This window comes from Cellulosimicrobium sp. NPDC057862 (assembly GCF_042797035.1).
In the GTDB taxonomy this organism is placed as follows: Bacteria; Actinomycetota; Actinomycetes; order Actinomycetales; family Cellulomonadaceae; genus Cellulosimicrobium.
The window spans coordinates 26,600-38,397 of the sequence record NZ_JBHVMH010000013.1 but is presented as its reverse complement, the minus strand read 5'-3'; the positions used below and the strand labels follow the sequence as shown (position 1 = coordinate 38,397).

Sequence of the window (11,798 nt, the reverse complement as noted above, 5' to 3'; positions counted from 1 at the left end):
TGTTGGGGCCCCCCGGCCCGCGGCGGGCGGGGTGCGGGGGGGGGTGTGGTGGGGGGGGCGACCGTGGGCGGGTGGGGGGGGGGGGGGGCCCGGGCCCCCCCCCCGCCCCCCTGGTCCGAGGTCGTCAGCCGGCGGCGCCGACCGTGATGGACTCGATCGCCGCGTGGACGTCCGTGCGCAGGTCCTCCGAGATCGGCGCGTTGCCCGCGGCCGACGCGGAGGCCGACTGGCCCTCCTCGCTCGAGATGTACGTGAGGAACGCCTTGACGAGGTTGCCCGCCGCCTCGTCCTCGTAGCTGGTGCACGCGATCGCGTAGGAGACGAGCACCAGCGGGTAGGCGCCGGCCTCGGTCGTCGTGCGGTCCAGCTCGACCGCGATGTCGTGCTCACCACGGCCCTCGACGCGCGGCGACGCGTCGACGACCTTCGCGGCGGCCTCGGGCGAGTACGAGACCCACTCCTCGCCGACCTTGATGCTCGCGGTGCCGAGGTCGCCGGCCTTCGACGCGTCGGCGTAGCCGATCGTGCCCTCGCCGCCCTGGACCGTCTGCACGACGCCGGAGGTGCCCTGCGCGGACTCCCCGCCCTGCGTCGGCCAGTCGCCGCTCGGCTCGTGGCCCCACGCGTCGCCCGCCGTCGCGGCGAGGTACTCGGTGAAGTTCTCGGTCGTGCCCGACTCGTCGGAGCGGTGGACCGGCGTGATCGCGAGGTCCGGGAGCGTCGCGTCGGGGTTGTCCGCGGCGATCTCCGGCGCGTTCCACTGCGTGATCGTGCCGTTGAAGATGCCCGCGATCGTGGCCGGCGCGAGGTTGAGCTCCGCGACGTCCGGCAGGTTGTAGATGATGGCGATCGGGCTGACGTAGACCGGGAGGTCGATCGCGCCGTCGGGGCCGCACACGGCCTGCGACTGCGTGATCTCCTCCTCCTTGAGCACCGCGTCCGAGCCGGCGAACGCGACGCCGCCCTCGAGGAACTGGGTGCGACCGCCACCGGAGCCGACCGGGTCGTAGTTCACGGTGACGTCGGGGTTCGCGCTCTGGAACCCGGCGCGCCACGCCTCCATGGCGGACTCCTGCGAGCTCGCGCCCGCACCGTTGAGCTCACCGCTGAGGTCGCTCGCGGTCTCGGAGGAGCCCTCGGAGGAACCGTCGGTGGCGCCGTCGGCGCTGCCGACGGGGTCGTCCGACCCGCAGGCGGCGAGGGTCAGCGCGAGCGCACCGATCGCGACGGCGGATCCAGCACGGGAGAATCGGCTGAGCTTCACTCTTCGTTCCATCCTGTTCAAGCGTCTCGTGGCACCAGCGAGCGCCGGTGACGAGCCCGACGCTAGGAGCGCCGGGTGACGCGTTCCCCGAGAGCGGGTGAACGAGGGATGAACAGTGCACAGACCTTCCGTGCCACGCTCCCGGCCGGGTCGGGCGGGGTCAGGCCGGGGCCGTTCGTGCGCCGCGGCCGGAGAGGTCAGGCCTGGGCGACGCCGTCCGCGATCTTGTAGCCGAGCCCCCGGACCGTGAGGAGATAGCGGGGGCTCGCCGGCTCGGGCTCGATCTTCGACCGGATGCGCTTCACGTGGACGTCGAGCGTCTTCGTGTCGCCCACGTAGTCAGTGCCCCAGACCCGGTCGATGAGCTGCCCGCGCGTGAGCACGCGCCCCGCGTTGCGCAGCAGCAGCTCCAGGAGCTCGAACTCCTTGAGGGGGAACGGCACGACCTGGCCGTCGACGCTCACCGTGTGCCGCTCGACGTCCATGCGGACCGGGCCGACCTCCAGCGCGTTCTCCGCGACGACCTCGCCACCGTTCTCGCCGCCCTTGCGGCGCAGCACGGCCCGCACGCGCGCGAGCAGCTCGCGGAACGAGTACGGCTTCGTCACGTAGTCGTCGGCACCCAGCTCGAGGCCCACGACCTTGTCGATCTCCGAGTCCTTCGCCGTGAGCATGATGACCGGCACGTCGCCGCGCTGCCGCAGCTCGCGGCACACCTCGGTGCCGCTCAGCCCGGGGAGCATGAGGTCGAGCAGGACCAGGTCCGCCCCGTCCGCGTCGAACCGCTCCAGCGCCTCGGTGCCCGTCGCCGCCTCGACGACGTCGAAGCCCTCGCGTCGCAGCTGGTACGTCAACGGGTCGCGGTACGACTCCTCGTCCTCCACCACCAGGATGCGCGTCACGCGCCTACCTCCTTGTTCTGAACGTCGTCGGGTGCGGGGGTCTCCACGGCCCGCCGCACGTCGTGCTGCACGGGCACGGGGTCCGCCCCGGCCGTGCCCTCGTCCTGCGCCGCGTCGTGGGTCGTGCCCGACGACGCGGCGTGCGCCTGCCCGGCCGGCACGTCCGCCGCGGGGATCCGGAGCGTGAAGGTCGAGCCGCGCCCGGGCTCGGACCACATGGTGACCTCGCCACCGTGGTCGGCGGCGACGTGCTTGACGATGCTGAGGCCGAGACCCGTCCCGCCGGTGTCGCGCGAGCGCGCGGGGTCCACCCGGTAGAACCGCTCGAACACGCGGGCCTGCTCGTCGGCCGAGATGCCGATGCCCTGGTCCACGACGGCGATCTCTACCAGGTCGTCCGCGAGCGAGACGCCGACGCCCACGCGCGTGTTCTCGCCCGAGTAGGCGACCGCGTTGTCGAGCAGGTTGCGCACCGCGGTCACGAGCAGGTTGTGGTCTCCGTACACGGCGGCGTCGAGCTCTCCTCCGGTCGTGAGGGTGATGCCCTTGCCCTGCGCGGTCGTGCGCGCGCGATCCACCGCCTCCTCGATCACGCCTCGCACCGGCACCACGGTGACCTCCTGGAGCGCGCCCGCGACCTGGAGCCGCGAGAGCTCGATGATCTCCTGCACGAGCGCGGAGAGGCGCGTCGCCTCCGACTGCATGCGCGCGGAGAACCGCCGCACCGCCACCGGGTCGTCGGCGGCGTCCTGCACCGTCTCGGCGAGCAGCGCGAGCGCCCCGACCGGCGTCTTCAGCTCGTGGGACACGTTCACGACGAAGTCGCGGCGGATCGCCTCGACGCGCCGCGCCTCCGTGCGGTCCTCCGCGAGGACGAGCATGTGCTGCGGGCCCACCTGGGCGACGCGGACCTGGAGCATGACCGTGCCCCGGCCGACCGGACCACGCGGGAGCTCGAGCTCCTCGTCGCGGATCACGCCGTCCCGGCGCACGTCGTCGATCAGGTCCCGGATCGCCGCGTGCGCGATCGCGTCACCCCGCACCACGCCCAGCGCGTACGCCGGCGGGCTGGCCCGCACCACCTCGCCCTCCTCGTCCAGGACGACGGCGGCGGACCGCAGCACGGCCAGCACCCGGACGAGACCCTCGTCGAGCTCGGGCGCCGGTTCCGCCCGCGCAGCACGCTGCTGGCGCTCGCTCACGCGGAACGCGATGGCCGCGATCACGCCGACCACGACGCCCACGACACCGGCGAGGAGCACGGTCGCGCCCTCGATCAGACTCTCGGCTTGCACACGTCCAGCGTACGGTCGCACGCGGACCCCACCGGCCCAAGAGGCGCCCGCACGGGCGCGAGCCGCCAAGAGTTCACCTGGCGGCGCCCTGGAGTTCACCGCCCGGTCGACCGCACCTGCAAGCGTGACGGGAGCCGACGGCGTGCCCGGGCGCCGCCCGGCGCGCAGGGGCGCACGCCGTCACGGACCGGACGGACCGGTCACGACGAGAGGGAAGCGATGCGGGAGATCTTCGAGGCCGAGCTGAAGCAGGTCGGCGACGACCTGGCCGAGATGAGCCGGCTGGTGGAGTCGGCCGTCAACCGCGCGGGGCAGGCGCTCCTCACGGCGGACCTGCAGCTCGCGCAGTCGGTCATCGGCGACGATCACACGATCGACGCGCTCGAGCGCGAGCTCGACGAGCGCTGCGTGCTCCTCCTCGCGCAGCAGCAGCCCGTCGCCACCGACCTGCGGGTCGTGGTCAGCGCGCTGCGCATGAGCGCCACCCTGGAGCGCATGGGCGACCTCGCCCGGCACATCGCGCAGGTCGCGCGAGGCCGCTACCCGGCCCGCGCGATCGAGCCGTCGCTGCACCGGACGTTCGAGCAGATGCACGACGCCGCGGTGCGCGTCGCCCGCCGGACGACGACGCTCCTCACGACGCGCGACCTCACCGTCGCCGCGAACATCGAGCGCGACGACGACCTGCTCGACAAGCTCCACCAGGACACCTTCACCGCGCTGCTCGACGGCACGTGGACGGGGACCCCGCAGGAGACGGTCGACGTCACCCTCGTGGGCCGCTACTACGAGCGCTTCGGCGACCACGGCGTGTCCATCGCCAAGCGCGTGACGTACCTCGTGACGGGCGACTTCGCCGACGACCGCGGCACCCCTGCCGGCTCGGCCCGCGCGTCCGCCTGACGACAGCTCGCGCGAGGTAGAGCCTCAGGTCTCGAGGTAGAACCCGCGGGCCTCTACCTCGGTGCCGGTGGTTCTACCTCGCGGTTCCGTGCCCGACGCGCAGACGACCGTGGCCCGTCCGGAGATCCGGACGGGCCACGGTCGTCTGTGCGGGTGGGCTGTCAGCGGCCCTGGTTCGCGACCGCGGCGGCGGCCTCGGCGGCGGCCTCGGGGTCGAGGTAACGGCCGCCCTTGGTGACGGGCTTGAGGTCCTCGTCGAGCTCGTAGAGCAGCGGGATGCCGGTCGGGATGTTGAGCGCGGCGATGTCCTCGTCGGAGATGCCGTCGAGGTGCTTGACGATCGCACGCAGCGAGTTGCCGTGCGCCGCGACGAGGACGGTCTTGCCCGCCTTCAGGTCCGGGACGACCTCGCCGTCCCAGTACGGCAGGGCGCGCTCGAGCACGTCCTTGAGGCACTCGGTGCGCACGACGGGGGCGTCGGCGTACCGCGGGTCCGCGTCCTGCGAGAACTCGGAGCCGAGCTCGATCTCGGGCGGCGGGACGTCGTACGAGCGGCGCCAGAGCATGAACTGCTCCTCGCCGAACTCCTCGAGCGTCTGCTTCTTGTTCTTGCCCTGGAGCGCACCGTAGTGGCGCTCGTTGAGGCGCCACGACCGCTTCACGGGGATCCAGTGGCGGTCCGCGGCGTCGAGCGACAGGTTCGCCGTCGTGATGGCGCGGCGCAGGAGCGAGGTGTGCACGACGTCGGGCAGGACGCCGGCCTCGGTGAGGAGCTGACCGCCGCGCTTCGCCTCCTCGGTCCCCTTCTCCGACAGGGCGACGTCCACCCAGCCGGTGAACAGGTTCTTGGCGTTCCATTCGCTCTCGCCGTGGCGGAGCAGCACGAGGGTGTAGGTCATGGGTTCCATCCTGCCGCACGGCCCGCCGCGCGGGCACCCGCGTCCCACGTGGTGGTGACCGTCGCCGTCCGGCGTGGGACGAAGGTCCGGGAATCGGGCGGGCGGCGCGCACGTTGCCCCGGACATGCCGATCGACGGAGAGTACGCCCCCAGCCCGAGCGCCTGGTCCCGCAAGCAGGCCGAGTCCTACGAGTCGTCCGGCGGGACGCGCAGCACGACCCTGAACGGGATGCCGGTGGTCGTGCTCACGACCCTCGGCCGCCGCACCGGCAAGGTCCGCAAGACGCCGCTCATGCGGGTCGAGCACGACGGCGTGTACGCGGTCGTCGCGTCGCTGGGCGGCGCCCCTCAGCACCCCGTCTGGTACCACAACGTCGTGGCGCACCCGCAGGTCGAGCTCCAGGACGAGGCCGAGCGCCACGACTACGTGGCGCGCGAGGTCCACGGCGAGGAGCGGGCGCTCTGGTGGGAGCGCGCCGTCGCGGCCTACCCGCCGTACGCCGACTACCAGCAGAAGACGTCCCGCGAGATCCCGGTCCTGGTCCTGGAGCGCGCCGCGCCGGACGCCTGACCGGCCGAGCGGGTCGCGCGGAGCGTCAGCGCGCCGCGCGGACCTTGCGCGCCTGCGCGTAGACGTCGAGCATGCGCAGCGCGGCGGTGTCCCAGCCGAACCGCTCGCCCGCGCGCCGGGCGCCGTCGCCGAGCGCGGCGAGGCGCTCGTCGTCGGCGAGCAGGTCGCCGAGCACGCGCGCCCAGGTCGCGGGGTCGTGGTCGGGCACGAGGACGCCGGACACCTGGTCCTCGACCACCGTCCTCAGGCCGCCGACCGCGGCCGCGACGACGGGCGTGCCGCTCGCCTCCGCCTCGGCCGCGACGAGCCCGAACGACTCGTTGTGCGACGGCACGGCGACGACGTCGGCAGCCCGGTACCAGCGGGCGAGCTCGTCGCGCGGGACGGGCGGGCGCACGACGAGCCGGTCGCTCACCCCGACCTGGTAGGCGAGCGCCTCGAGCTCGCGCACCGCCGTCGGGCGCCCGCTGGGGCCGCCCAGCACGACGAGCGTCGGCACGGGCTCCCCGCGCTCGGCGAGGACGCCGAGCGCCCGGACGAGCACGTCGGGGCCTTTGAGCGGCTGCACGCGCCCCGCGAAGAGCACGAGGCCGCCGTCGGTGGGCAGCCCCAGCCCGACGCGCAGCGCCCGGCGCCGCTCCCGCCGCGCGGCGCCGTCGCCCGCCGACGCGCTGCCGGGGTCCGGGGAGAACAGGTCGAGGTCGACGCCCGGCGGCACGACGTGCACGCGCGCGGGGTCGGCGGCGTAGTCGCGCACGAGGTCGTCCGCCTCGGCGTCCGTGCTCGCGACGAGCGCGTCCGCCTCGGCGACGACCTGCTCCTCGCCGATGATCCGGCCCAGCGGCTCGGGCGCGTCGCCCGGGGCGAGCGCGGCGTTCTTCACGCGCGCGAGCGTGTGCATGGTGTGCACGAGCGGGACGTCCCAGCGGTCGGCCGCGAGCCAGCCCACCTGCCCGGAGAGCCAGTAGTGTGTGTGGACGACGTCGTACCAGCCCTCGTGGTGACGCGCCTCCGCACGCAGCACCCCCGCCGTGAAAGCGCAGAGCTGGCCGGGCAGGTCGTTCTTGTCGAGCCCCTCGAAGGGCCCGGCGACGACGTGGCGCACCGTCACGCCGTCGGACACCTCGACCTTGCGGGGCTGGCTCGACGCCGTGGCGCGCGTGAAGATCTCCACCTGCGTGCCGCGGCGCGCGAGCGCGTGCGCGAGCTCCGTGACGTACACGTTCATGCCGCCCGCGTCGCCCGTGCCCGGCTGGTCGAGGGGTGACGTGTGCACCGAGAGCATGGCGACCCGCAGCGGGGTCGACGGGGAGACGCCCTCCGGCAGCTCGAACGTGGACACGATGGCTCAGGCCTCCACGACGCAGGCCGGAGCAGGCAGCGCGAGCACGTCCAGCACGTGGGCGGCGCCGTCCGAGCGGCGCACGCGCAGGAGCGCGAGGTTCGACGTCGGCTCGGCAGCCTCCACGTCCGACCGCCCGAGCAGCGGGTCGTCGTTCTGGTTCGCGACGACGACGAGGTCGTGCAGGGTCTCCTCGGGTGCGGCGAGGACGGCGAAGTGGCGGGGCCAGGCGCCGCCGACCGGGGAGTCGGCGAGGTGGCGCAGCGCGGGGACGCCGCCGTCGGACCCCGGCTCGACGGCGTGCACGGCGAGCACGTCGGCACCGCGCACCGCGACCAGGACGCGCGAGCCGTCCGCGGTGACCGCCACGTGCGAGGGGTAGTTCCCACCGCCCGCTGGCGCCGCGGCGTGCGTGACGTCGTGGCGCGCGACGACGTCGTACGTGCGCGCGCCGTCGGGACCGTCGACCGGAGCGAGGACGAACAGGGCCGGGTCGAGCTCGCCGACCACGACGAGGTGCCCGGACGGCAGCGCGGCCAGGTGGCGCGGGCCGGTCCCCGGCGGGAAGGTCGCGACGACGCGCGGTGCGGAACCGTCGGGTGCCGCGGGGTCGTGCCGGCGCAGCTCGTCGGTCCCCAGGTCGACGACGAGCACGTCGCCGCTGCCGTCGTCGGCGGCGCCGAGGTGCGCGAGCGGGGCGACGAAGTGGGCGTGCGGCCCCTCCTGGCGGTCGGTGACGGGTCCCGTCCCCGCGTGGCCCTGGTGTCGTACGGTGACGCCCGCGCCACCGCTCGGTGCCGGGTCGAGCGAGCCGTCCGCTGCGGGCGCGACCGCCGTGAGGACGCCGTCCCCGTAGTTGGCGACGAGCACGTCGCCGCTCACGACCACGTGGCACGGGTACGAGCCGCCCGTGGCGACACGCTCGCCCCGGGGCGCGAGACCGCCGTCGGGCCCGACCGCGAACGGCGACACCGAGCCGGCCTCCGTCTCCCCCACCGCGTACAGCGTGTCGCCGTCCAGGGCGAGGAACGACGGCGACGGCGACTCGGCCGCCAGCACCCCGCCCACGAACGACCCCGTCCCCGCCGCGGCGTCGACGTCGAGCCCGACGCGCCACACGCCCTCCGCGCCGCCGTTGGCCGGGTGCGGATAGGTGCCGATCCAGAGGGCGCGGGTCGCGGAGGTCATGACCCGAGCCTAGTTCTCCGGACGCGTGCCTCCGGCACCCGCCCGACCGCGACCGGCCCCCGGCACGACGCCCGCGGCACGCGAGAGCGCCCCGCCGACGGGCTCGTCGGCGGGGCGCTCCGGTGCTCGTGCGGCGTCGCGTCAGTGCGCGGCGTCGTACGCCGTCTGGATCTCCTGGGAGATGCGGCCGCGGTCGTTCACCGTGTAGCCGTTGGAGCGTGCCCACTCGCGGACCTCGGTCGCGCGGGCCGAGCCGGAGGAGCGGCTGCTGCGACGCGCCGGACGGGCCGTGCTCGTGCGGGACGAGACCTTGCGCGCGTTGCCGACCCAGGACGCGAAAGCGTCGCGCAGCTCCTGCGCATTCTTGGTGCTGAGGTCGATCTCGTAGGAGACGCCGTCGAGCGCGAACGTGACGGTCTCGTCGGCTGCGCCCCCGTCGAGGTCGTCGACGAGAATTACCTGGACTTTCTGGGCCACTGTGGTTACCTCACGCTTCACAGGAATGATTGTCCTCGTCAGGATGCCATCGAAAAGTCGGGACCGTCAATTGGCCACGCCGTTGCCCGGCGTATGCCACCCGAGGCCGAGCCCACCATTCCTGGACGCAGGTACTTCATTTCGGGGCTATTTGCACGCGGTAACGGGCGACGCTCAGGCGTCGCGCGCGGGCGCGACATTCCCGTCGACGCCCGATTCCTGCTCCGCGTCCAGGCGCGCGAGCGCGGCGCGCTCGTTGCGGTCCGCGCGCACGATGGCGCGCATCGCCACGTAGAAGAGCACGCCGACGCCGATCGAGGGGATCAGTGCCGCGACGGTGGGCCAGATGTCCATGCTGTCGATCCTAGGTCTCGGGCGCGCTATTGCTGCGCGGGCTTCACGAGCGGGAAGAGGATGGTCTCGCGGATGCCGAGGCCGGTGAGCGCCATGAGCAGGCGGTCGATCCCCAGGCCCATGCCGCCCGACGGCGGCATCGCGTACTCCATCGCGGTGAGGAAGTCCTCGTCGATGCGCATGGCCTCCTCGTCGCCGGCTGCCGCGAGCAGGGCCTGTGCCTCGAACCGCTGGCGCTGGACGACCGGGTCCACGAGCTCGGAGTAGGCGGTCGCGAGCTCGACGCCACGCACGTAGAGGTCCCACTTCTCGACCTGGCCGCGCACCCTGCGGTGGTCGCGCGTGAGCGGGGAGGTCTCGACGGGGAAGTCGCGCACGAACGTCGGCGCCACGAGGTGGTCGCCCACCAGGTGCTCCCACAGGCCCTCGACGAGCTTTCCGTGGTTCACGTTCTTCGGGTCGAAGGTGAGCTCGAACTTGTCCGCGTACGTCAGCAGCGTCTCGACCGACGTCTCGGGCGTGATGGTCTCGCCCAGCGCGTCGGAGAGCGAGTCGTACATCTTGAGCTGCGTCCATTCGCCGCCGAGGTCGTATTCCGTCCCGTCGGCGAGCGTGACCAGGGTCTTCCCGAGAGCATCCTGCGCGGCCCGCTGCACGAGGTTCTGGGTGAGCGCCGCCATCGTGTCGTAGTCGCCGTAGGCCTCGTACGCCTCGAGCATCGCGAATTCCGGCGAGTGCGTGGAGTCCACGCCCTCGTTGCGGAAGTTGCGGTTGATCTCGAACACCTTCTCGACACCGCCGACTGCGGCGCGCTTGAGGAACAGCTCGGGCGCGATACGCAGGAACAGGTCGATGTCGAACGCATTCATGTGCGTCTCGAACTGGCGCGCCGCCGCGCCTTCCGGACGCGTCTGGAGCATCGGCGTCTCGACCTCGACGAAACCGCGCTCCCAGAAGTTCTCGCGGATCGAGCGCACGACGGCGGCGCGCAGGCGCACCGTGTCCCGAGCGGCCGGGCGCGCGATGAGGTCGACGTAGCGCTGCCGCACGCGCGCCTCCTCCGAGAGCTCCTTGTGGAGCACCGGGAGCGGGCGCAGGGCCTTCGCGGCGATCTGCCACGCGTCGGCGAACACGCTCAGCTCGCCGCGGCGCGAGCTGATGACGCGTCCGTGCGCGAAGAGGTGGTCGCCCAGGTCGACGTCCGCCTTGAACGACGCGAGCGACTCCTCGCCGACGACGGCCTGGCTCAGCATGACCTGGAGGCGGTTGCCCTCGCCGTCCTGGAGCGTCGCGAAGCACAGCTTGCCGGTGTTGCGCAGGAACACGACGCGACCGGCGACACCGACCTCGTCCTGCGTCTCCTCGCCGGTCTCCAGGTGCGCGTACGCGGCCCGGACGTCGGCGATCGTCGTCGTGCGCGGGACGGACACGGGGTACGGCTGGTCGCCGCGCGCGAGGATCCGCTCGCGCTTCTCGCGGCGGACCTGCATCTGCTCCGGCACGTCGTCGACGTGCTCCTCGGGCTCGCGCGCGTCAGGAGAAGGGGTTCCGGCGGGGGAGGTCACCCGAGGATTCTACCGACGCTCGCACGCCGTCGAGGTAGGGGCGTGGTGCCGCGAGGTAGAGGCGTGGTCATGCCCACCCCTCTACGTCGCGGTACCAGAGCTCTACCTCGCGGTACCAGGGCTCTCCCTCGGCGGGAGGGTGGGCAGGAGGTCCAGCGCGAGGTCGAGGATCGGGGCCGAGTGGGTGAGCGCGCCGACCGAGAGGTAGTCGACGCCGGTGCCCGCGACCTCGCGCGCGCGGTCCAGCGTGAGGTTGCCCGTGGCCTCGAGCTCGACCTTGGCCGGGACGCCGTCCTTGCCCTCCCGTGCCCGGACGGCCTCGACCGTCTCGGCGAGCACGGGCGTCGGCATGTTGTCGAGGAGGAGGAAGTCCGCACCCGCCGAGACGGCCTCGAGCGCCTGTGCCGTCGTGTCCGCCTCGACCTGGACGAGCACGTCCGGGAACGTGCGGCGGATCGCGTCGATCGCGGCGCTCACCGACCCGGCGGCCACCACGTGGTTGTCCTTGACCATCGCGACGTCGTAGAGGCCCATGCGCTTGTTCGTGCCTCCGCCGGCGCGCACTGCGTATTTCTCCAGGGCGCGCAGGCCGGGCGTCGTCTTGCGCGTGTCCAGCACCTGCGCGCCCGTCCCGGCGAGCTCGCGCGCCCACGCGCGCGTCGCCGTCGCGACGCCGGACGCGCGGCTCGCGAGGTTGAGCAGCGTGCGCTCGGCCGCGAGGAGCACCTGGACCGGCCCCGTGAGCGCGGCGAGGACGCGGCCGCGACCCACGGCCGCGCCGTCGGACGCGACGAACGTCACCTCGACGGGCGGAAGCCCGAACCGCTCGGCGACCTGCCGCGTCACCTCCTCGACGACGACGAGCCCCGCCACGACCCCGTCAGCGCGCGCCACGAGGTGCGCGGTCCCGGTGGCCGACGGCGGCACGGTCGCCTGCGTCGTGACGTCGCGCCCCGGGGCGACTCCCAGGTCCTCGTCGAGCGCCCGCGCGACGGTCTCGGCGATCCACGCCGGGTCGAGCCCCGGCTCGACGCGTGA

The 11,798-nt window shown here is 73.4% G+C and carries 12 protein-coding genes; 2 read left to right on the top strand and 10 right to left on the bottom strand.

Annotation, left to right across the window (positions count from 1 at the left end):
- Window positions 1-124 precede the first annotated feature (124 nt).
- From pstS to ACFVN3_RS15410, 3 genes are all read right to left on the bottom strand, one after another.
- The gene (pstS, locus tag ACFVN3_RS15420) at window positions 125-1,264 is read right to left on the bottom strand and encodes a phosphate ABC transporter substrate-binding protein PstS (RefSeq protein ID WP_378233787.1); all 1,140 of its coding nucleotides are present in this window, start codon (window positions 1,262-1,264) and stop codon (window positions 125-127) included.
- 197 nt (window positions 1,265-1,461) lie between these two features.
- Entirely contained in the window at window positions 1,462-2,166 is a 705-nt protein-coding gene (locus ACFVN3_RS15415) for a response regulator transcription factor (RefSeq protein WP_378233786.1), read from the bottom strand.
- Window positions 2,163-3,461, bottom strand: a complete 1,299-nt coding sequence (locus tag ACFVN3_RS15410) for a sensor histidine kinase (protein WP_378233785.1) — start codon at window positions 3,459-3,461, stop codon at window positions 2,163-2,165. Before ACFVN3_RS15410 ends, ACFVN3_RS15415 begins: the two co-directional genes overlap by 4 nt.
- Before the next feature lie 219 nt (window positions 3,462-3,680).
- Here ACFVN3_RS15410 and phoU point away from each other — a divergent pair, with 219 nt between their 5' ends.
- On the top strand, window positions 3,681-4,364 hold the full coding sequence (gene phoU / locus ACFVN3_RS15405) for a phosphate signaling complex protein PhoU (protein WP_053370239.1): 684 nt from the start codon (window positions 3,681-3,683) through the stop codon (window positions 4,362-4,364).
- Between the two features lie 161 nt (window positions 4,365-4,525).
- Here phoU and ACFVN3_RS15400 read toward each other — a convergent pair whose 3' ends face one another.
- On the bottom strand, window positions 4,526-5,263 hold the full coding sequence (locus ACFVN3_RS15400) for a phosphoglyceromutase (RefSeq protein ID WP_264031612.1): 738 nt from the start codon (window positions 5,261-5,263) through the stop codon (window positions 4,526-4,528).
- A gap of 124 nt (window positions 5,264-5,387) precedes the next feature.
- Between ACFVN3_RS15400 and ACFVN3_RS15395 the strand changes: the two genes are divergently transcribed.
- Window positions 5,388-5,834 (top strand): nitroreductase family deazaflavin-dependent oxidoreductase, encoded by a 447-nt coding sequence (locus ACFVN3_RS15395; protein ID WP_378233784.1) that lies wholly within the window; start codon window positions 5,388-5,390, stop codon window positions 5,832-5,834.
- Window positions 5,835-5,859: 25 nt separating this feature from the next.
- Here the strand turns inward: ACFVN3_RS15395 and mshA are convergent, their stop codons facing one another.
- From mshA to nadC, 6 genes are all read right to left on the bottom strand, one after another.
- Window positions 5,860-7,119, bottom strand: coding sequence for a D-inositol-3-phosphate glycosyltransferase (gene mshA, locus ACFVN3_RS15390; protein WP_378233872.1), 1,260 nt, complete (start codon window positions 7,117-7,119; stop codon window positions 5,860-5,862).
- Window positions 7,120-7,182: 63 nt separating this feature from the next.
- Window positions 7,183-8,364 carry a lactonase family protein gene (locus ACFVN3_RS15385; RefSeq protein ID WP_378233783.1) on the bottom strand — a complete coding sequence of 394 codons (1,182 nt, stop codon included), beginning with the start codon at window positions 8,362-8,364 and terminating at the stop codon, window positions 7,183-7,185.
- A gap of 141 nt (window positions 8,365-8,505) precedes the next feature.
- A complete protein-coding gene (locus ACFVN3_RS15380; protein WP_378233782.1) occupies window positions 8,506-8,841 on the bottom strand; it encodes an Lsr2 family protein in 336 nt (111 codons plus the stop codon).
- A 174-nt stretch (window positions 8,842-9,015) separates the two neighbouring features.
- The gene (locus tag ACFVN3_RS15375; RefSeq protein WP_378233781.1) at window positions 9,016-9,195 is read right to left on the bottom strand and encodes a hypothetical protein; all 180 of its coding nucleotides are present in this window, start codon (window positions 9,193-9,195) and stop codon (window positions 9,016-9,018) included.
- Between the two features lie 26 nt (window positions 9,196-9,221).
- Window positions 9,222-10,685: a lysine--tRNA ligase gene (lysS, locus tag ACFVN3_RS15370; RefSeq protein WP_378233871.1), complete on the bottom strand. Its 1,464-nt coding sequence runs from the start codon at window positions 10,683-10,685 to the stop codon at window positions 9,222-9,224.
- A gap of 177 nt (window positions 10,686-10,862) precedes the next feature.
- Complete coding sequence (gene nadC / locus ACFVN3_RS15365; RefSeq protein WP_378233870.1) at window positions 10,863-11,765, bottom strand: carboxylating nicotinate-nucleotide diphosphorylase; 903 nt, start codon at window positions 11,763-11,765, stop codon at window positions 10,863-10,865.
- Between the last annotated feature and the right edge of the window lie 33 nt (window positions 11,766-11,798).